The sequence below is a fragment of the Planctomycetota bacterium genome (assembly GCA_026387035.1).
In the GTDB taxonomy this organism is placed as follows: Bacteria; Planctomycetota; Phycisphaerae; order FEN-1346; family FEN-1346; genus JAPLMM01.
This window is the reverse complement of the sequence record JAPLMM010000162.1, coordinates 1-19,268: the sequence shown is the minus strand read 5'-3', so window position 1 is coordinate 19,268 and position 19,268 is coordinate 1. Positions and strand designations below refer to the sequence as shown.

The following is a 19,268-nucleotide window of genomic DNA, read 5'->3' as shown; positions in this document are numbered from 1 at the left end:
GGCACGAGGAGCGCCCGCACGCGGCCGGAGCGAATCGCGCCGTGCTCCACGAGGCGCGTGTCGGCCGTCAGAAGAATCCGCCCCTCCGCGAGGGCCCGGCGCACGAGTTCGGCGTCGTCGATGCCCTCGACCCAGGCGGCGTCGTAGCCAGCGGCCCGGAGCCAGCGCGCGAGGCCCCCGAACATCGCATCGCACCAGAAGGCGGGCCCCTTGTCACCCTCGCGTTCGTCATCGGGCATGGCGTTTCACCGCCTCGCACGGCGCCTGCCGCGGAGAACCGGCGAGACCGGACGCGCGTTACGCCCCGAACTTGGCCAGCCGACCGGCGTGGCCCAGGGCGAGCGGCATCAGGTGCGTCGAGGGCCTCAGGCCCAAACCGCCCAGGATGCAGGCGACCTCGTCGAACCGGTCCACCGCATCCCGGCGCACCGTCTTCGCCGACAGCACCACGGGCACGGGATGCCAGGAGTGCGACGCCAGGGCGGTCGGCGTCGAATGGTCGGCCGTCACCATGAGGACGTCGGGCCGGAGTTTCTCAAGGAGGGGAATGGCGGCGTCGGCCTCCTCGATGGCGCGGACCTTCGCCTCGAAGTCGCCGTCCTCGCCCGCCTTGTCGGTATGCTTGAAGTGGAGGAAGAAGTAGTCGAACTCGCTCCAGTGCTCGGCGACGCTGGCGACGTCGCGCTCAACCTCGTTGAACGCCGGCAACTCTGTCATGCCGACCAGTTTCGCCACGCCGCGATACATCGGCGTCCCGGCGACCACCGCCGCCTTCAGGCCGAAACGCTCCGCGACGCTCGGCCAGTGCGGCCGCTTGGCGAACCCGCGCGCGAGGACGCCGTTCGCCCTCGGTTCGCCCGCCAGGACGTCGCGGGCCTGCCTCAGGACCTTGGCCGCCACCTCGGCCGTCCGCGCGCTTTCTTTCGAAGCGTCGCTCGTCCTCGGCTCGAGCGGCGCCACGCCCGTCTTCTGCGGGTCGGTGTCCTCGACGCCGTCGCCCAGCCCCTCGCCGCGAAGCACGAGCAGCGCCCGGTGCTCCTTCACCGGCGACCAGAGGACCTGGACGCCGTCCACCTCGCGGATCGCCTTGGCGAGTTTCTCGACCACCCTCTTCGACTCGTCGCTCGGGATGCGTCCCGCGCGGCGGTCGGTGATGCGGCCCTTGGCGTCGAGCGTGCAGAAATTCAGGCGGGCCGCCACGTCGCTGTGCTGAAGGTCGAACCCGACGCCCGCCGCCTCCAGCGCCCCGCGCCCGATCCGGTACTCGACCGGGTCGTAGCCGAAGAGCGCCAGGTGCCCCGGTCCGCTGCCGGGCGTCACGCCCGGATAGACCGGCTCCAGGAGTCCGCAGCAGCCTTCCTTCACGAGGCGGTCGGCGTTGGGCGTCCGCGCGGCCTCCAGTTCGGTCTTGCCGCCCGGCCCCTGGATGCCGCCGAGCCCGTCCCAGACGTAGAGGATGATCTTGGAACCGTTGTCCTGAAGCAGCGGTCGAAGGTCCATGCTGGTCATATCGGTCTCCTCACTCTTTGTGATGACGGCCGGCCCTTCGCCGACCGTGACCAGTTAAGATACCGCCGCGGGGCGGACGGTTCAAGGTTTCCCGCGGCCCGGCGGCCCCAAATCCTTGCAAGTCGGCGCCTGCGGCGTTAGTCTCTGCTGTCGCCGCTCTCAGGAGAAAGAGGAAAACACTTCGGCCAGAACCTTGGGGAGGAAACGCCTATGCGACTCGCTCACGCCACCCTCATCTTGGTCATGGTTGTTCTGGTCCCGGCCTCGGCCTGCCGGGCTGCGGCGGCCTCTGAGCCGACGGCCAAGCCCTGCCGGCCGCCGTCGGTCCCGCTGGTGACGTGCGACCCGTATTTCAGCATCTGGTCGCCCGCCGACCGGTTGACCGACGCCGAGACCGTCCACTGGACCGGCAACCCCCACCGCCTGCACAGTCTCGTGCGGGTCGATGGCAAGACCTTCCGCCTCATGGGCGAAGAGCCGAGGAACCTGCCCGCCGCGACCCAGGAAAGCGTGGACGTCTTGCCCACCCGCACGATCTACAAGGCCGTGGCCGACACCGTCCGCGTGACGCTTACGTTCACGACGGCCATGCTGCCCGACGATCTCGACATCCTTTCCCGCCCGGTCACGTACGTCACGTGGACGGCGGCGGCGACGGACGGCAAGGAACACGCCGTCGCGGTGTATTTCGACGCGGCGGCCGAGATCGCCGTCAACGTGCCCGGCGAACAGGTCGTGTGGTCGCAGCAGAAGATCGGCGACCTTGCGGCCCTGCGGATCGGCTCGAAGGACCAGCCGGTCCTCGCCAAGAGCGGCGACAACCAGCGGATCAACTGGGGGTATCTCTACGTGGCGGCGTTGCCGGGCCCGATGGCGAGCCAGGCGATCGTTTCGTCCTCGGCCGCCCAGGGCGCTTTTGCCGGAGGCCAGAAGTTTTCCGCGGATGACACCCGCCAGCCGCGCGCCGCCGAGGACGACTGCCCCGTAGCCGCCGTCGCCCTCGACCTGGGCAAGGTGGGCGCCGCCGGGGTGTCGGGCACCGTGATGACGGCCTACGACGACATCTACTCCATCGAGTACTTCCAGCAACCGCTCCGCCCGTACTGGCGGCGGAGCGGCGCCGAGGCGGCCGATCTCCTGAAAGCAGCCGCCGCCGAATTCCCGGCCCTGGCCAAGCGGTGCGAGGCGTTCGATGCGGAACTCATGGCCGACTTCAGAAAGGCCGGCGGCGAACCCTACGCCCGTCTGGCCGCGCTCGCCTACCGGCAGTGCTTTGCGGGCAACAAACTGGCGGCCGACTCAAGCGGCCAGCCGCTCTTGTTCCCGAAGGAATGCTTCTCAAACGGCTGCATCGCCACGGTGGACGTGATCTATCCGATGGCCCCGCAGTTCATCCTGTTCGGCCCCACGCTGACCAAGGCCACCCTCCAGCACATCCTGGACTACGCCAACTCGCCGCGATGGAAGTTCCCCTTCGCGCCGCACGACCTGGGCCAGTACCCCAAGGCCAACGGCCAGCGCTACGGCGGCGGCGAAAGGTCCGAGGCCAACCAGATGCCCGTCGAGGAAACCGGCAACATGCTCCTCATCCTGGGGTCCCTGGCGAAGATGGAAGGCAAGGCCGACTACGCCGCGCGGTACTGGCCGCTCCTCGCCAAATGGGCCGAGTACCTCAAGGACAAGGGCTTCGACCCCGAGAACCAGTTGTGCACCGACGACTTTGCCGGGCACCTGGCCCACAACGTGAACCTGTCAGCCAAGGCGATTGCGGCCCTCGGCGCCTATGCCATGCTCTGCGACATGAAAGGCGAGAAGGACCGCGCCGCCACCTACCTGCGGCTGGCCAGACAGTTCGCGGCCAAGTGGGCCAAGGAGGCCGACGACGGCGACCACTTCCGCTTGGCGTTCGACAAGCCCGGCACCTGGAGCCAGAAGTACAACCTCGTCTGGGACAAGATTCTCGGCCTCGGCCTGTTCCCCGACGCCGTGCTCCGCAAGGAGATGGCGTTCTACAAGAAGACCCAGAAGCGTTACGGCCTGCCCCTGGATAACCGCCAGCCCTACACCAAACTCGACTGGACGCTCTGGACGGCCTGCCTGACGGGCGACCGGGCCGATTTCGACGCCCTCGTCGCCCCCGTGTACGATTTCCTCAACGAGACGCCCGACCGCATCCCGATGACCGACTGGTTCATGACCGACACGGGCAAGAAGCGCGGCTTCCAGGCCCGGCCGGTGGTGGGCGGCCTTCTCATCCGGATGCTGTACGATGGCGAGGCGTGGAAGAAATGGGCGGGCCGCGACAAGCGCCCGGCGGGCCAGTGGGCGCCCTTCCCGAGCCCGCCGACGACCGCGGAGATCGTTCCCACCTCGCGAGAGAAACCGGCCCAGTAGCGTTACACGTTCCGGAAACCCGCCGACAACTGGTTTGCGGCGGACTTCAACGCCTCGTCGTGGAAAGAGGGTCCCGGCGGGTTCGGCACCCCCAAGACGCCCGGCGCCAAGGTCCGGACCGAGTGGAACACCGCCGCTCAGCGTTTACGGATCAGGACGAACATCTGGCGGTCGCCCGCGCGGACGAGCATCGGGATGCCGCGCGCCACGTCTATTCCCTTTAGGGCTTCCTTGAACTCGGCGACGTTGCGGACCTTCTTGCCTCCCACCTGGAGGATCAGCATGCCGGGCTCCATGCCGGCCTTGGCCGCAAGCCCCGCGGGGTCGGCTTCGGTGATGAGGACGCCCTGCCCCTCTTCGTAGCCGTAGCGCTGGGCGGTCTCAGGCGTGAGGTCCGCGACCTGGATTCCCAAGTCTTTGATTTCAGCGGGGGCTCCGGGCCCGCCACCGCGCTTGCCCCGCGCCAACTGGGGCTGGTCGCCTCGGCGTTCCATCTGGACGGTGAGCGTCTCGCGCTTCCCACCGCGAAGAACTACCATCTCCACTTTTTTACCCGGCTCGGTCCAGGCGACGGCGGTCCGCAGTTCGGTGACGTCCTTGACGGGCTTGCCATTGTATCCCACGATCACGTCGCCCGCCTTGACGCCGGCCTTGCCGGCCGGACCGTCTGCAAAGACCTCGTTGACGAGGGCGCCCTCGGCCGACGCGAGGCCCATCGATGCGGCCAATTCCTTGGAGAGGTTCTGGATGCTGACGCCCAGCCAGCCGCGCACCACCTCGCCCTTCTCCCGGAGGCGGTTCATGACATCGCGGGCCATGTTGCTGGGGACGGCGAAGCCGATGCCCATGTATCCGCCGGAGCGGCTCGCGATGGCCGTGTTGATGCCGATGACTTCGCCGCGCAGATTGACGAGCGGCCCGCCGGAGTTACCGGGATTGATCGCCGCATCCGTCTGGATGAAGTCCTCGTAATCGGCGATGCCGACGTTGGCCCGGCCGGTGGCGCTGATGATCCCAGCGGTCACCGTCTTCTGGAGGCCCAGCGGGGCGCCGACCGCCAGCACCCAGTCGCCGACCTCCATCTTGTCCGAGTCGCCGATCGCCGCGACGGGAAGGCCCGCGGCCTCGATCTTAATGAGCGCAATGTCCGTCGGCGGATCGTTTCCGATCACCTTCGCGCCAAACTCCCGGTCGTCCGCGAGGCGCACCGTGATCTCTTCGGCGCCGGCCACCACGTGATTGCTCGTCAGAACATACCCGTCGGCGCTGACGATCACGCCCGAGCCCAGCCCCTGCTGGCGGAACTGGCGTTTGGGTTTCGGCTGTTCCTGCTGTGGTTCGACGCCGAAGAACCGGCGCAAAAAGTCATCGTCGAAACCGAACGGCGTGGCCGAAGCGTCCACCGACTGGCTCGTCCCGATCGCGACCACCGCCGGGCCGACGCGCGCCGCCGCTGCCCGCATCGCCTTCGAGAAGGCCTCGAGGTCCGGCGGCATAGGCGGCGGAGGTTCGGTCGGCGTCTCCAGGGCGAATGCCTGGGGCCGCTCGGCCGGCGGCGCCAACCGGTCCATCAGAACGGGAACCAAAATACCCCCGCCCACCACGATCGCCAGGGCCACCACAAGAATCAGAATCAATCGAATGTCTCGCATAACTACTTCCCTCCTTGTTTCCTTTTCCTGTTCAACACCTTGCAGCAGCCCGCGGGCTCGTATATTCCCGCCGAACCCTGCCGGGCGGAACGCACAGGAGGGCCGCCTGCTTCAGCCGACCCTCCGAGTCGCCCGCCTCGCTCTTGTCAACCGATTCTCCACAGGAGCCCGTCCAGGAGGCCGACGACCGTCCCGTGGGAGAAATCGGCCCGATGGATTCCCTGAGGCACGTTCTTCCGACCCGTCAGTGCCACCCGCTGCATTCCTTCGTACGGACCCGATTCGAATGCCTTCACGCCGCTCGCCTCGGCCTCCTCGCCGACAGTGAGGATTTCCTCCAGGGCGATCTCGGCTGGGTCGGCCACGGCATCGACCACGTAGAGGGCGAGGGCGTCCGGATCGTCCTTCCGCCCCTCGGCCAGGGGCACCAGCCGGCCCTCCTGGTCAAAGCCGAACAGTTCCGCTCCCGCCGTCCAGACGAACAGGAAAACCTTCGACAGGCCCCCGATGTGGCGGCACACGTCCCGTTTCAGCGCGTCCACCTCGGCGGGGGCAATCAGCACGATCCGCACCTGCCGATCCAGCAGCGCCTCGATCCGGCCCCAGATCGCCGCCTTCTCCGCTTCCGACGCACGCAGCAGCAAAGTAGGCAAGTCCAGGACCACCAAACGGTATGGCCTCTCCACCAGTGCCTGCACACGGTCCCGGGGCACAGGCATCTCCACACCCCCCCAACCGTCATCCATGGTACGCAAGAGAAAATGTCCGGGCAAGGTCATTCTGGCCAACCCGATGGGAGTCGGATGGGGAAAAAGTTTTTCCTTGCCGACCGGCCCCACATGGGCTATTCTACCCACGGAACATTTCCGACCGACGGTTTGAAATCGCCGGAGGTTTTTTATGCCATCAGAGAAAAGGTCACAAGGCCCACGCCAACCCCGGCGGAGCCGCGAAGGCCGCCCGCGCCCGTCGGTGGACGAGCGCCTCAGCCGGTTTCTTGCCTTTGTCCTCCGCCATCACCCCGAGGAGGCGAACCTTACGCTCGACGAACACGGGGCCGCGGGCATCGAAGAACTCGTGGCGGCGGTGTGTGCCCACCCCGGACTCGAATCCATTACGCGCGAGCGGATCGAGCGCCTGGTGACCGGCCAGTCGCCCCCGCGGTTCGAACTCATGGGCGATCGCATCCGCGCCCGCTACGGCCACAGTCTCGCCCAGCCGGTCCGATACGAACCGGCGGAGCCTCCCGACAGCCTCTTTCACGGCACGACGCCGGAGACAGCCGAAACGATCCTCACCGAGGGCCTCAATCCGATCCAACGCCAGTATGTCCATCTTTCCTCCGACACCCCCGTCGCCCGCGAGGTCGGAGGCCGACACTGCCCGGAGCCGGTCATCCTCCGGATTGACACCGCCAGCGCCCGCAAGGCGGGCGTGCGATTCTACCCCGCCGGGCCGACTGTCTGGCTCTCGGACCCCCTGCCGCCCGAGTGCATCACGCGGGCCGAGTAGGCCGCGCGATCCGAACACCTCAGGCCGGCCCGAATAAACCGTTTCCACCGCGCGTTAGAATCCAGGGAACCCCGTCTGAACCGGCAAGGTTTTGCGTAGTGCCGGCGTCGCTTTCTCTTTATACTCAAATGGTAGCGAGGGCTCGGAACCCACCGCGAGAAGATCGATGATGAAGCGGGCAACACGAAAACGGACGGTGCGGCTTCTCCTCTTCGGGGGGATGGTCGCGCTCGGCCTGCGGGGGCTAGTGCCCGCCAGCGAGCCGGCCGGCAAGTCCCCGCCGCGCGCCCGGGCCGCCCTCGTCACCATCTCGGGGGTCATCGAGGAAACGTTGGTGGCGTCGGTCGCCCGCCGGGCGGAAGAGGCCGTCGCCGACGGCCACGGGATCCTTTTCTTTCACATCACGTCCGACGGCGGCTATCTCGACGCGGGGCTCGACCTGAGCCGCGACATCGAACGCGTGGCGCGCGGGGGCGCGCGAACCGTCGCGTTCGTCAACAGCCAGGCCTACAGCGCCGCCGCCATCGCCGCCGTCTCCTGCCAGGAAATCGTCATGAGCCCGGAAGCCTCGCTCGGCGCCTGCACGCCCTACGCCGCCGTGCCCTTCGCCGGCGCCCAGCCGCTCGAGAAGGAGGTCCGCGCCAAACTCGAAGGCACTATCATCGAACGGATGGAAAGCCTGGCCGAGAAATACGGCTATCCGCCCGCGATCCTCAAGGCGATGGTCAAAATGAGCACCTCCGTCATCGAGATTCAGAACAAGAAAACCCACGAGACCAAGTACATCGAGGAAGAGGATCTCTTCCGGTTCGACAGCGATTGGGAAAAACGCGAGGTCGTTGTTTCGCCGGACGAAGTGCTCACCGTCGGAAGCCAGAAGGCCAAGCAATACGGCATCGCGCGGCACGTGGTGAACCGCCTGGACGACCTTTATGACCTCTATCCCATCGCTGGCCGCATCAACGTCTATCCCGTTACGTGGAATGAGACGCTCGTCACCTGGCTCAACAACATGTGGCTGAAGGCCGTCCTGGTGCTTGTCGGCCTCCTGGGGCTGTACGTCGAGATGAACACACCGGGCTTCGGCGTGCCGGGCACAATCGGCCTGGCGGCGTTCGGCGTCCTGTTTCTCGCCTCGTTCCTCGCCGGCCGGCCCGACTGGCTGCCCATCCTGCTCTTCGCCGCAGGTTTCGGCATGCTCTTCGTCGAACTGTTCGTGACGCCCGGCTTCGGCGTCTTGGGCGGCCTCGGGATTCTGCTTCTCCTCGCAAGCATTATCCTCGCGCTGCCGAGTTTCCAGGGCCTCCCCCAACGCGACTTTGAGTACTCGGAACTCGTCCAGGCGATGGTCGTCACCGCCGGCGTCCTCGTCGCGTTCGCCGTCTGCGCCTTTTTCCTCGCTCGATTCTTCCCGCGCGTCCCGATCCTCGGCAAACTGGTCCTCGGGCCGTCGCGGGTGTCGGACGGCTCCAGCCACGCCGCGGCAGCACGAGGAGAACAGGGCGCACGCGCCGGCGACGTCGGCGAAACCACCACCAAACTCCGGCCGGCCGGAAAGGCCCGCTTCGGCGACCGCCTCCTCGACGTCGTCACCGAAGGCGACTTCCTCGACGCCGGCCGGGCCATCAAGATCACCCGCACCCAAGGCAACCGGATCGTCGTCGAACCGGTCCGGGAGGGGCCCATGGATTCGACGACCGCCTGACGGGAGGGATACTGCGCATGCTGATGCTCGCGTGGGAAGCCTCGTGGCCGTGGGTCGCCTTGCTCCTCGGGACCGGCATTCTGCTCGCCATTGCCGAAATTTTCATCCCCAGTCACGGCATCCTGACGGTTCTCTCGATCGGCTCGTTCGTCTCAGCCGTCGCCGTCGCTTTCCTGATGGGCACGACGCCGGGCGCCGTCACGCTCTTCGCCGTCCTCATCCTTGCGCCGTTTCTCATCTACGTGCTGCTGCGCGTCTGGCCGCATACGCCCGTGGCCCGCCGCCTCATCCTCTCCGGGCCGACCGGCATCGCCAAGGCCGGCGACCTGGCGCACTACGACCCGAAAGAACTCGTCGGCCGCGTCGGCGTGGCCAAGACGATGCTGCGGCCTTCCGGCAAAATGACGCTCGACGGCCGGCCGATTGACTGCATCACCGAAGGCGACCTCGTGCCCGCCGGCCGAAAGGTGAAGATCCTCTCGGTCGAGGGCGCGAGGGTCGTCGTCCGCCCCGTCGAGGAATCCGAAAAGACGTGAGGCGCTTCGGCGCCCGGCACGACGCCCGCGTCCGCCTCAAATACAGCCAAACAAAAATATCCGTTCCCGGGCTCGCGGGCCCGTGGTAGAATCAGAGTCGTTCGAAACGGAACCTCGCCGGGCGGCAATCGGCCGCGACGACCGCCGCCGGCACGCAACGCTGAAAGGAGCACGTCATGTTCACGCCGCTCGCTCTGGATGTCGTCTTCCTCGCCGACACGAGCCCCCTCGCCGTCGTCGGCCTCGTCATCCTTATCCTCTTCCTTGTGGTCATCGGCCTAATCCTCCTGAGATTCGTCGGCCTCTGGGTCCGCTGCATCATGACCAAGGCCCGGATCAGCCTCCTGGATCTCATCGGCATGTCGCTCCGCAAGGTCGACCCCAAGATCATCGTCGGCTGCAAGATCATGGCCGTCCAGGCAGGAATCCCGCTGGAAACGCGCGACCTGGAAAGCCACTACCTGGCGGGCGGCCACCCGGTCAACGTGGTGCGGGCCCTGATCGCCGCCGATCGGGCGAACATCGAACTCGATTTCAAAACCGGAGCCGCCATTGACCTCGCGGGACGCAACATCCAGGAGGCCGTGGCCCTGTCCGTCCTGCCGAAGGTTATCGACGTGCCGACCCCCGAGACGGGCAAGACCACCATTGACGCCGTCGCCAAGGACGGCATCCAGTTGAAGGCCAAGGCGCGCGTCACCGTGCGGGCGAACCTCGAGCGCCTCGTCGGCGGGGCGACCGAGGAGACCATCATCGCCCGCGTCGGCGAAGGCATCGTGACGACCATCGGCTCCGCCCAGTCGTACAAGGACGTGCTGGAAAACCCGGACTCGATCTCGAAACGCGTCCTGGAGAAGGGCCTGGACGCGGGCACGGCCTTCGAGATCCTCTCGATCGACATCGCGGACGTGGACGTCGGCGACAATATCGGCGCCCGGCTCCAGGCGGACCAGGCGGAGGCCAACAAGCGCATGTTCCAAGCCGAGGCCGAGCAGCGCCGCGCCGCCGCCGCCGCTCGCGAACAGGAAATGCGCGCCCTCGTCGAGGAAAACCGCGCCAAGGTCGTCCTCGCCGAGGCCGAGATCCCGAAGGCCATCGCCGAGGCGTTCCGCAGCGGCAATCTCGGCATCATGGACTACTACCGCATGAAGAACATCCAGGCCGACACGGGCATGCGCAATTCGATCGGCCACAGCGCCGAACCGCCGAAACCGGACCATTCCGGCGCGTAACAAGGGAGCCTTCGCCGGCCGCTCCACCGACATAGAGCGCGACCGCGACGGAGCAAAACATGGAAGAAATCCTAGGCATCCTTCTTTTTCTCCTGCTCATCGGCGGCGCCAACATCCTTCGCTGGTGGATCGAAAAACAGCAGCGCGAAAAAGAGGCCGAGGAGCGCCAGCATGGCGCCGTTCCGCGCCCCCCTTCAGCCACGTACCCCGGCAGGCGACCGGTCTTCTACGGCCGCCCCGGCGAAAACCCTCCCATCGCGGCGCCGGAGGCCGAGCCGACCAGCCTTCAGGCGCCCGTCTTCTCACTCACGGATCTCGAAGCCCTCGAAGCACTGCCGCTTCAACCGCCCGCCCGCCGGTCGGCTCGCCGAGAGCCTGAGCCCCAGCCCGCCCCGTCGCCCGCGCCGCAGGCGGAACCCCTCAAGTCACCCGGCACGATCAAGGCCGCCGCCCCCGTCACCGGACCGCAAGCCACACCGTTTCTCGGTTCCCTCCTTAAGGGCACCAACGCCGCCAAGGCGATCGTCCTGTCGGAGGTCCTCGGCCCGCCCAAGGCCCTGCGGGATTCTTGACGCGGGAGCCGGACGCGGGCCGGCCGCAATGAATTCCCTTGAGAACCGCCCCGCCGACGGCTTATCATCCGCATCGGCGGGAATCAGGGAAGGGCCGACCATGGCCGGCGCGGCAGAATCCTACGAGGCCAAGTGCCGACGGAATCTCGAAGTCATCCTCGGCATCGCACGCCGCCTCGGCTCTGAGCCCCGCCTCGATCCGCTGCTGGAAAACATCGCCACGGAGACCTCGAACCTCCTCGACGCCGAACGCGTCACCCTGTTCCTCTACGACCGCAAGAAGAACGAACTCTACAGCCGCATCGCCACCGAGAGCGAAATCGAGGAGATCCGCATCCCGGCCGACCGCGGCATCGCCGGCGCCGTCGCCCAGGCCGGCGGTTCTTTCTGCCTCAACATTCCCGACGCCTACGCCGACCCGCGCTTCAATCCCGAAGTGGATCGCAGAACCGGCTGGCGCACCCGCAACATCGTCGCCGTCCCCATGCTGAACCTCGATGGGGAACTGGTCGGCGTCCTGGAGGCGATGAACAAGCGCAGCGGCGAGTTCCTCGAGGACGATTGCAACCTGCTTTCGGCCCTGGCGGCCCAGGCGGGCGTGGCGCTGGAGCGGGCGAGGCTGCTGGAAGAGTTCCTCGCCAAACGCCGACTCGAAAACGAAATGGAACTCGCACGCGACATCCAGATGGGCCTCCTGCCCCAGAACCCGCCGCAACTTGCCGGCTTCGACCTCGCCGGCTGGAGCCAGCCATCCGAGTACGCCGGCGGCGACTTCTACGACCTCTTCCCCTGGGGCGAGCATCGGGTCGGCCTCATGCTCGGTGATGCCGTGGGCCACGGCGTCGGCCCTGCCCTTCTCGCCGCCGAAACCCGCGCGCTCGTCCTCGCCCTGGCGATGCACGAGAATCGCCCCGGGAAGGTCCTCGCCGACGCCAACCGCCTCCTCGCCCAGGACGTGACCGAGGGCCGATTCGTCACCCTCGCTCTGGCCGTGCTCGATGGCGCGCGGGGCACGGTCCGCTATGCCAGCGCCGGCCAGGGCCCGCTCGTCATCCTCCGCCGAAACGGCGAGGCCGAGCACCTCGATGCCACGGGGCTTCCGCTCGGCGTCCTGCCCGAGGCGGCCGTCGAGTGCCGGCCGCCCCTGAAGTTCGCGCCCGGCGACGCCCTGCTTCTCCTTTCGGACGGAATCTACGAGTGCGACACGGCCGGCGGCGGAATGCTCGGCCTCGACACCGTCCTCGAAACCGCACGCCGCCACCGCGAACGCTCCGCCGAGGACATCCTTCGCGCCCTGGCCGAACTCACGGAAAAAGTGAACCCGAACGGGCACTTCCGCGACGACCGCACTGGCGTCGTCGCCAAGCGCACCGCCTGAGACCCGCACGCATGGCCGCCAGCCGACGGGGCACAGCAAGAGACCAAAATCGCCCATGACTCAGATGCCGAAAGGAACCCAACTCGACCGGGCCACCGACCCCGAGTACGCGGCGGTCAGCAGCGCCGCGGCCGTCGGCCTCGTCATCGCCGTCCTCGGCGTCTGGCCGCTCCTGCTGATCTCGAACGACTGGGTCGAGCCGCCTTCCTCCGGGGCCGATCTCGTGGTCAGCCTGGCGATTTTTACGGCAACTCCGCTGGTGGGGCTGGTCATCGGGTTGCTCGCCTATCGGCAGATTCGCCGGTCCCATGGCGTGCTGACGGGAACTCGTCTGGCCCTTGCCGGCATCGCCGTCGGCGCCGCCCTCGCGCTCGTGTGGAGCGGCTGGCTCGTTTACAAGTGGAAGGAAAACGACCGCATCCTTCGTGAACTCGAAGCCACCGCCTACCGGATCACCGACGAGTTGATCCGAGGACGCTACGACGACGTGTACCAGAGGCTCCCGGAGGAGTTCCGCAAACAGCAACCGGGCGGCTCGCGACTTTTCCGCGCCCGCATGGAGCAACTCTTCGAGGGCGCCGGCGCCGTCACCGGCCGGCGCCTTATGTCGCTCCGCCTCGTCCCCACCGAACAGGGCGCCTACGTCGCCCCGGCCGAAATGCGCGTTGACCTGGAGCGACGCATCCTCCAGATCTCTTTAACGCTCGGCCTCGGGCCGGAAGAAAAATGGGAATTGGTCGGTTTCGGCGGCGGGCCTACTTTCGAGAGCATGATCAAGTTCGACAACCCCTACGACAAACCCGAGTCGAGCGACAGCGCTCCGGCCCCGCCCGCAACCGAAACGCCCCCGCCCGCCGCCCCTAAGTCACCTTGACCCGCCGTACCTCGGCCCCGAGGCTCGACAGTTTCTCCTCCATCCGCTCGTAGCCGCGGTCCAGGTGGTAGATGCGTTCGATCGTGGTTTCCCCCTCGGCCACCAGCCCCGCGACCACGAGCGCCGCCGACGCTCTCAGGTCGCTCGCCATCACCTCTGCCCCGCTCAGGCGGTCCACCCCGTGCACGACGGCGACGTTCCCTTCTTTGCGGATGTCCGCCCGCATCCGCACCAGTTCCGCCACGTGCATGAAACGGTCCGGATAAACCTTCTCGATGATGATGCTGTTGCCCTGGGCCCGCGCCAGGAGCGCCATCATCTGCGCCTGAAGGTCCGTCGGAAAGCCCGGGAACGGCAGCGCCGTCACGTCCACGCTCCGAAGCCTCCCGTTCGGACGGACGCGCACCGTGTCCTTCGTGTGCTCCACCTCGACGCCCGCCTCCCGAAGCGTGCTGATGAGCGCAAACAGGTCGCTCCACCGCGCGCCCTCGACCGTCACATCGCCCCCCGTCGCCGCCCCCGCGACGAGGAACGTCCCCGCCTCAATCCGGTCGGGAATGACCGTGTGCTCCACGCCGTGCAGGCTCCGCACGCCTTCCACGAAGAGCCTCGGCGAACCGACGCCCGAGATTCTCGCGCCCATCGCCACCAGGACGCCGGCCAGGTCCTGGACCTCCGGCTCGCAGGCGGCGCAGTCAATCACCGTCTCGCCCTCGGCCAGCACCGCCGCCATCAGAACGTTCTCCGTCCCGGTGACCGTCGAGCCGAACGGCCCGCCCAGATACATCTCCGCCCCCCGGAGCCGCCCGCACTTCCCGATGATGTACCCGTGCTCGACCTCAATCTCAGCCCCGAGGGCCGCCAGCCCCTTGAGGTGGATGTCCACGGGTCTCTGCCCGATGACGCAGCCGCCCGGCAAATGGACTTTCGCGCGGCCGCGCTTCGCCACAAGCGGCCCGAGCACGCAGATCCCGGCGCGCATCGTCTTCATGATATCCCGGTCCGCCAGCACCGCGGCTTCGTCCACAGTTTCCAGGACGAGGTCGCCGTTTGCCTCGCGCTCGACCCGGACGCCCAACTCGCCGAGGAGGCGGCTCATAGTCCGGATGTCCGCCAGGTCGGGCACGTTCTTCAGGCGCATGGGGGAGTCGGCCAGAATCGCCGACGCCATAATCGGAAGTGCCGCGTTCTTCGCCCCGCTCGCCCGCACGCGGCCCCGCAGGGCCCGCCCGCCCGTCACCACCATGTTGTCCACGTGCGTCCTCCCGGCAACCCCGCCCCACCCGAAACGTTCTCTCGGGTGGCGGCCCTTCCCAGGCCGCCACCGCCGTGAGGCATTCCCGTCCCCTTCGCGGTGGCCTGGGAAGGCCACCGCGCAACCTCTCACACAGCCTCTAGCCCGAAGCCCGGTGCGCAACAAGCATCCGGTCGTGCCCCGCGTAATCCTTACGGATCTCAACGTCCACGAGGCCACACACTCCGGCCGCCATGTTCTGTACGGCAGGGCCCTGCCCCGCGCCGATCTCCACGACGAGCGTCCCCTCCGGCTTCAGGTGCGCCGGCGCCCCTTGGACGATCCGCTCGATGACCTCGGTCCCTTCGGGCCCGGCGACGAGGGCCTCTCGCGGCTCGTGGTTGCGGATTTCCGGCTGAAGTGTCTTCCACTCGGCCTCGGCGACGTAAGGCGGATTGGCCACGAGAAAGTCCGCCGGCGCCGCGCCGGCCGCCTCCAGCGCCTCATACAGGTCGCCCTCGAGGAACGTCACCCGATCCGCCACGCCGTGCGCCGCCGCGTTTACCCGCGCCATCGCGAGCGCCGGTGCCGAAACGTCCGTCGCCACCACCCTGGACTCCGGCACGTGGACGGCCACGCTCACCGCCACGCACCCACAACCCGTGCAAAGGTCAATGACCGCAACCGCCGCGCCCGCCGAGGCATCCTCTGCAGCCGGCGCGCGCCCCCGCGTCTTGCCGCATCGGGCCATCACTTCCTCGACCACGAGTTCCGTCTCCGGGCGGGGGATCAGGCACCCCGGGCTGACCTTGAACGCGAGCGACATAAACTCGCACCCGCCCACGAGGTACCGCGTCGGCTCGCCGTCCGCCCGGCGCTGCACCCACTCGCGAAACCGCGCCCGGGCGTCCGTCTCGACCTCGCGCTCGTATGCCAGGTAAAGGCCGATCCGCTCCGTCCCCAGCGCGTGCGCCAGGAGAATCTCCGCCTCGAGCCTCGGCTGGGAAATCCCCTTCTTCTCGAAGAACTTCTGCGTCCACTCGAGAAGCCGGCCGACGGTCCACGGCGTTTCGTCCGGCATGGATGCTCCACCCGAGAGACGGCGCGCCGAAGCCGGCGGGGCTGGTCAGTCCTCCACCAGGCCGAGCGCCTTCAATTTCTCCGCCCGGTCGTGCTCCACCAGCGCGTCCAGCAACTCGTCCATCCGCCCCTGCATCACCTGGTCCAGGTTATGCGCCGAAAAGTTGATCCGGTGGTCCGTGAGGCGGTTCTGCGGGAAGTTGTAGGTCCGGACCCGCTGGCTGCGGTCGCCCGACCCGATCTTCAACTTGCGATCCGCCGACCGTTCCGCCCGCCGCTTCGATTCCTCCAGGTCATACACCCGCGCCGTCAGCAACCGCAGCGCCTTCTCGCGGTTCCGGTGCTGGCTCTTCTCGTCCTGCATGTGCACCGTAATCCCCGTCGGAATGTGCCGCATCCGCACCGCGCTCGAAACCTTGTTGACGTTCTGTCCGCCCGGCCCGCTCGAACGCATCGTCTCGACCTCGAGGTCCTCGGGGCGGATCTGGATGTCGAGTTCCTCCGGCTCCGCCATGACGGCCACCGTCGCGGCGGAGGTGTGGATCCGGCCCTGGGCCTCGGTTTCCGGAACGCGCTGGACCCGATGCCCACCCGACTCGAACTGAAGCCGCCGAAACACGTCCGGCCCTTCCATCGCGACGATGACTTCCTTAAAGCCGCCCAGGTCCGTCGGGCTCGCGCTCAGGACTTCGCGCTTCCAGCCTCGCGCGTCGGCGTAGCGGCTGTACATCTCGAACAGGTCCCGCGCAAACAGGGCCGCCTCCCCGCCGCCCGTTCCCGCGCGGATCTCCAGCATCACCCGCGTCGCGTCCGTCCCCTCTTCCCGCTCCAGGAGCCGCTCCTGAATCTCCCCCAGGAGCGACGCCTCCAGGTCGCGCTGGACCTCGGCCTCGGTCTCGGCCAGGGCACGCATGTCCGCGTCCTCGGTTTCGGTCCGCAGGATTTCCTCGGCATCGCGGCGGGCCTCGCGCGCCGCCCGCCACCGCCGGTACGGGGCCACGATGCGCATCAGCCGGCCACGCTCACGCATGAGGCCGGCGATCTTCGCCGGCGACCGCGCGATCTCCGGCAGGCTGACGAGCGCATCGATCTTGTGCACCTGGGCGTCCAGTTGCCCCAGCCGCGCCGCCAGCGTCGGTTTTTCCTGTCGTTCCGTTTCAGCCATCGCTTCCGCCCCCGCTCACGTGGGGCGCCTCACGAAAAGAAAAGGCGAAGCCGCGCCCTTGACGCCCGCTCCGCCCCTGGCTCCGTCCCGCCCTAATACAGGGATTCTTCGTCGAAGTCTCGCATGGCCCCTATTCTATCGGCCTCCGGGCGGACTGCAAGGGGCTCTTAACACGTCAGGTGAAACGCTCCCGCGACGCGCGTTCCGGCCGCGGCAAGCGCGTTATAGCGCCCGACGGCTTCGCCCGTCCGCTCGATGATTGCCTGGATGCCCGCCTCATCGAGCGCCCGGCGAACCGCCGGCGGCACCCCCATGATGCCGTGCGCCCCCGTCCCGATCACCAGGACCTCGGGCTTAGCCTGAAACACATCCGCCAGGTCGGCTTCCACGAGCGAGTGACCCTCGTCGCGCCACCAGTCTTCGCGGACGCCTTCGGGCAGCAGGATGAGGTCCTTGCGATAGGTCTTCCCGTCCACCACCATCCGCCCGAACGCATACTCGTCGATGTGCATGGCCGCCTCGCCGGGGGCGCTCGGCACCCCGCAGCGCCATTATAACACGCCCCGGCCCGGCATGTTATAATGCTCGTGAGCCTTTCGGAAAGGTGGAAATCGTGGTCGCGAAATCGGATGCGGACCGGAAGAGACGGGCTTCCCGGATCGCCGACCGGCTCATCCAAACATACCCCGATGCCGCGTGCCGACTCAACTTCTCGACGCCTTTTGAACTCCTCGTCGCGACGATCCTGGCCGCCCAGTGCACCGACGACAAGGTGAACGAGGTCACCGCGAAACTCTTCCGTCGAGCCAACACGCCCGAGGCCCTCGCGCGGATGCGCCTGGCGACCCTCGAGGCCGCGGTCCGGCCGACCGGCTTCTTCCGCAACAAGGCCAAGGCCGTCCGCAACATGAGCCGGATGCTCCTCGACGAATTCGGCGGCAAAGTGCCGCACGACATGGACCAACTCGTCCGCCTGCCGGGCGTCGCGCGGAAGACCGCCAACGTGGTCCGCGCGGCGACGTTCGGCCTGCCCGCCATCATCACCGACACGCACTTCATTCGCCTCAGCCGACGGATGGGCCTCACGCAAAACGAAGACCCCGTGAAGATCGAGGCCGACGTGGCCGCCCTGCTGCCGCAGGACCGATGGTCGGCCTTCAGCCACGCGATGCTTTTCCATGGCCGGGCGGTCTGCGAGGCGAAAAAACCGAAGTGCGACGCCTGCGCCGTCGCGGACGAGTGCCCCTCGGCCTTCAAGTTCCCGCACTTCCAGAAGGCAAAAGGCGGTTAGCCCGGCAGGTCCGTGATCGTCGGATGGTCGCCGCAGAGCGGGCATGCCGGGTCGCGCGTCCGCCGGACCGTCCGGAAAGTCCCCGCAAGGCCGTCGTACACCAGCAGCCGATGCGCCAGGTCCGATCCGATGCCCAGGAGCACCTTGACAGCCTCCATCGCCTGGAGCGTCCCCAGGACGCCGGGAACCGCCCCGAAGATCGCGCGGTCCTGCGGCTCCGGCGACTCCGGCACGAGGCACCGGTAGCACGGGCTACCCTTCTCCGGAAGGACCGCCAGCAGCATCCCTTCCAACCGCTGGACGGCGGCGGAGACGAGCGGCTTCTTTTCGAACCAGCAGGCGTCCGACAGAAGGAACCGCGTCGGGAAATTGTCGGTGCAATCGAGCACGAGATCGAACCGGCGGACGATCGCCCGGGCGTTTCGGGGCGTCAGCCGTTCCGCCACCGGCTCGACCGTGCAGTCGGGAGTCAGGGCACACACCGCTTCGACGGCCCTTGCGACCTTGGGCCGGCCGACGTCGGCCGTCCGGTGGATCACCTGCCGATTCAGGTTCGACAGTTCCACCTGCTCGTCGTCCAGGATGCCCAATCGCCCAACGCCGACGGCCGCCAGGTAAAGAATCGTCGCCGACCCGAGCCCGCCCGCCCCGACCACCAGTGCGCTCGACCCGAGGAGCCGGCGCTGTCCCTCGGCCCCGATGCCGGCAAGTGCGAGGTGCCGCTCGTAGCGGGAAGCCTGATCCTTGCTCAAGCGCGGTTCGTTCATCGGACGTTGCCCGGCCCGGCGCGGGCGCCCCGCGCCCGGGAGGTCTATGCTTCTACGCACAGGGGCAGGTCCACGCGGAAGGTGGTGCCTTTGCCCGGCTCGCTCTTGACCTCAATGTGCCCCTCGTGCATCTCGACGACACGTTTGACGATCGTCATCCCGAGGCCCGTGCCGTGCTGGACCGCCTTTTTCGCCTCCTCGCCGCGGAAAAACTCATCGAAGATGCGCGGCAATTCCTCCGGGGCGATGCCGATGCCCGTGTCGGAGACCACCAGGCTGGCGCGGCGGGCGCCGCAACTCACCTGGACGGTGACGCGGCCGCCCTCGGGCGTATAGCGGATGGCGTTCGAGACGAGGTTGTTCACCA

19 protein-coding genes are annotated in these 19,268 nt (G+C 67.7%); 9 read left to right on the top strand and 10 right to left on the bottom strand.

Translation table 11 applies throughout. The annotated features are described in order from the left end of the window. Both NTX40_05645 and NTX40_05640 read right to left on the bottom strand, forming a co-directional pair. Positions 1-239: DUF5615 family PIN-like protein (locus NTX40_05645; GenBank protein ID MCX5648566.1), on the bottom strand; the 239-nt coding region annotated here is incomplete at its 3' end. A gap of 58 nt (positions 240-297) precedes the next feature. Beyond that, a complete protein-coding gene (locus tag NTX40_05640) occupies positions 298-1,500 on the bottom strand; it encodes a 2,3-bisphosphoglycerate-independent phosphoglycerate mutase (GenBank protein ID MCX5648565.1) in 1,203 nt (400 codons plus the stop codon). A gap of 219 nt (positions 1,501-1,719) precedes the next feature. Here NTX40_05640 and NTX40_05635 point away from each other — a divergent pair, with 219 nt between their 5' ends. Continuing rightward, the gene (locus NTX40_05635; GenBank protein MCX5648564.1) at positions 1,720-3,903 is read left to right on the top strand and encodes a DUF4965 domain-containing protein; all 2,184 of its coding nucleotides are present in this window, start codon (positions 1,720-1,722) and stop codon (positions 3,901-3,903) included. 137 nt (positions 3,904-4,040) lie between these two features. On the opposite strand, the gene NTX40_05630 is transcribed toward NTX40_05635, so the two are convergent. Both NTX40_05630 and NTX40_05625 read right to left on the bottom strand, forming a co-directional pair. Continuing rightward, on the bottom strand, positions 4,041-5,555 hold the full coding sequence (locus tag NTX40_05630; GenBank protein ID MCX5648563.1) for a DegQ family serine endoprotease: 1,515 nt from the start codon (positions 5,553-5,555) through the stop codon (positions 4,041-4,043). Between the two features lie 146 nt (positions 5,556-5,701). Further along, the gene (locus NTX40_05625; GenBank protein MCX5648562.1) at positions 5,702-6,268 is read right to left on the bottom strand and encodes a hypothetical protein; all 567 of its coding nucleotides are present in this window, start codon (positions 6,266-6,268) and stop codon (positions 5,702-5,704) included. 259 nt (positions 6,269-6,527) lie between these two features. On the opposite strand from NTX40_05625, the gene NTX40_05620 reads away from it, so the two are divergent. The 7 genes from NTX40_05620 to NTX40_05590 all read left to right on the top strand — a co-directional run bounded on the left by NTX40_05620 (position 6,528) and on the right by NTX40_05590 (position 13,364). Beyond that, positions 6,528-7,067 (top strand): RNA 2'-phosphotransferase, encoded by a 540-nt coding sequence (locus NTX40_05620; GenBank protein ID MCX5648561.1) that lies wholly within the window; start codon positions 6,528-6,530, stop codon positions 7,065-7,067. A 169-nt stretch (positions 7,068-7,236) separates the two neighbouring features. Further along, positions 7,237-8,772, top strand: a complete 1,536-nt coding sequence (locus NTX40_05615) for a hypothetical protein (protein MCX5648560.1) — start codon at positions 7,237-7,239, stop codon at positions 8,770-8,772. A 17-nt stretch (positions 8,773-8,789) separates the two neighbouring features. Next, positions 8,790-9,308, top strand: a complete 519-nt coding sequence (locus NTX40_05610) for a hypothetical protein (GenBank protein MCX5648559.1) — start codon at positions 8,790-8,792, stop codon at positions 9,306-9,308. 176 nt (positions 9,309-9,484) lie between these two features. After that, the gene (floA, locus tag NTX40_05605; GenBank protein ID MCX5648558.1) at positions 9,485-10,540 is read left to right on the top strand and encodes a flotillin-like protein FloA; all 1,056 of its coding nucleotides are present in this window, start codon (positions 9,485-9,487) and stop codon (positions 10,538-10,540) included. A gap of 59 nt (positions 10,541-10,599) precedes the next feature. After that, the gene (locus NTX40_05600) at positions 10,600-11,112 is read left to right on the top strand and encodes a hypothetical protein (protein MCX5648557.1); all 513 of its coding nucleotides are present in this window, start codon (positions 10,600-10,602) and stop codon (positions 11,110-11,112) included. A 100-nt stretch (positions 11,113-11,212) separates the two neighbouring features. After that, positions 11,213-12,490: a SpoIIE family protein phosphatase gene (locus tag NTX40_05595; protein MCX5648556.1), complete on the top strand. Its 1,278-nt coding sequence runs from the start codon at positions 11,213-11,215 to the stop codon at positions 12,488-12,490. A gap of 55 nt (positions 12,491-12,545) precedes the next feature. After that, positions 12,546-13,364: a DUF4190 domain-containing protein gene (locus tag NTX40_05590; GenBank protein MCX5648555.1), complete on the top strand. Its 819-nt coding sequence runs from the start codon at positions 12,546-12,548 to the stop codon at positions 13,362-13,364. Here the strand turns inward: NTX40_05590 and murA are convergent. From murA to NTX40_05570, 4 genes are all read right to left on the bottom strand, one after another. Then, positions 13,351-14,610: a UDP-N-acetylglucosamine 1-carboxyvinyltransferase gene (gene murA / locus NTX40_05585; GenBank protein ID MCX5648554.1), complete on the bottom strand. Its 1,260-nt coding sequence runs from the start codon at positions 14,608-14,610 to the stop codon at positions 13,351-13,353. The genes NTX40_05590 and murA overlap by 14 nt on opposite strands. Before the next feature lie 148 nt (positions 14,611-14,758). After that, positions 14,759-15,679, bottom strand: a complete 921-nt coding sequence (gene prmC, locus NTX40_05580; protein ID MCX5648553.1) for a peptide chain release factor N(5)-glutamine methyltransferase — start codon at positions 15,677-15,679, stop codon at positions 14,759-14,761. 45 nt (positions 15,680-15,724) lie between these two features. After that, on the bottom strand, positions 15,725-16,843 hold the full coding sequence (gene prfA / locus NTX40_05575; GenBank protein MCX5648552.1) for a peptide chain release factor 1: 1,119 nt from the start codon (positions 16,841-16,843) through the stop codon (positions 15,725-15,727). 167 nt (positions 16,844-17,010) lie between these two features. After that, complete coding sequence (locus NTX40_05570; protein ID MCX5648551.1) at positions 17,011-17,382, bottom strand: Mth938-like domain-containing protein; 372 nt, start codon at positions 17,380-17,382, stop codon at positions 17,011-17,013. A 71-nt stretch (positions 17,383-17,453) separates the two neighbouring features. Between NTX40_05570 and nth the strand changes: the two genes are divergently transcribed. Then, a complete protein-coding gene (gene nth, locus NTX40_05565; GenBank protein ID MCX5648550.1) occupies positions 17,454-18,134 on the top strand; it encodes an endonuclease III in 681 nt (226 codons plus the stop codon). Here the strand turns inward: nth and NTX40_05560 are convergent. Both NTX40_05560 and NTX40_05555 read right to left on the bottom strand, forming a co-directional pair. Further along, positions 18,131-18,886: a HesA/MoeB/ThiF family protein gene (locus tag NTX40_05560; protein ID MCX5648549.1), complete on the bottom strand. Its 756-nt coding sequence runs from the start codon at positions 18,884-18,886 to the stop codon at positions 18,131-18,133. The genes nth and NTX40_05560 overlap by 4 nt on opposite strands. Positions 18,887-18,945: 59 nt before the next feature. Beyond that, positions 18,946-19,268 (bottom strand): ATP-binding protein (locus NTX40_05555; protein ID MCX5648548.1); only part of this gene is annotated, 323 nt, incomplete at its 5' end.

Excerpts from the sequence above, each read along its gene's own strand:
- NTX40_05640 (MCX5648565.1), bottom strand. The coding sequence starts at position 1,500 with ATGGACCTTCGACCGCTGCTTCAGGACAACGGTTCCAAGATCATCCTC.
- NTX40_05635 (MCX5648564.1), top strand. The coding sequence starts at position 1,720 with ATGCGACTCGCTCACGCCACCCTCATCTTGGTCATGGTTGTTCTGGTC.
- NTX40_05630 (MCX5648563.1), bottom strand. The coding sequence starts at position 5,555 with ATGCGAGACATTCGATTGATTCTGATTCTTGTGGTGGCCCTGGCGATC.
- NTX40_05615 (MCX5648560.1), top strand. The coding sequence starts at position 7,237 with ATGAAGCGGGCAACACGAAAACGGACGGTGCGGCTTCTCCTCTTCGGG.
- NTX40_05610 (MCX5648559.1), top strand. The coding sequence starts at position 8,790 with ATGCTGATGCTCGCGTGGGAAGCCTCGTGGCCGTGGGTCGCCTTGCTC.
- floA (MCX5648558.1), top strand. The coding sequence starts at position 9,485 with ATGTTCACGCCGCTCGCTCTGGATGTCGTCTTCCTCGCCGACACGAGC.
- NTX40_05600 (MCX5648557.1), top strand. The coding sequence starts at position 10,600 with ATGGAAGAAATCCTAGGCATCCTTCTTTTTCTCCTGCTCATCGGCGGC.
- NTX40_05595 (MCX5648556.1), top strand. The coding sequence starts at position 11,213 with ATGGCCGGCGCGGCAGAATCCTACGAGGCCAAGTGCCGACGGAATCTC.
- NTX40_05590 (MCX5648555.1), top strand. The coding sequence starts at position 12,546 with ATGACTCAGATGCCGAAAGGAACCCAACTCGACCGGGCCACCGACCCC.
- murA (MCX5648554.1), bottom strand. The coding sequence starts at position 14,610 with ATGGTGGTGACGGGCGGGCGGGCCCTGCGGGGCCGCGTGCGGGCGAGC.
- prmC (MCX5648553.1), bottom strand. The coding sequence starts at position 15,679 with ATGCCGGACGAAACGCCGTGGACCGTCGGCCGGCTTCTCGAGTGGACG.
- prfA (MCX5648552.1), bottom strand. The coding sequence starts at position 16,843 with ATGGCTGAAACGGAACGACAGGAAAAACCGACGCTGGCGGCGCGGCTG.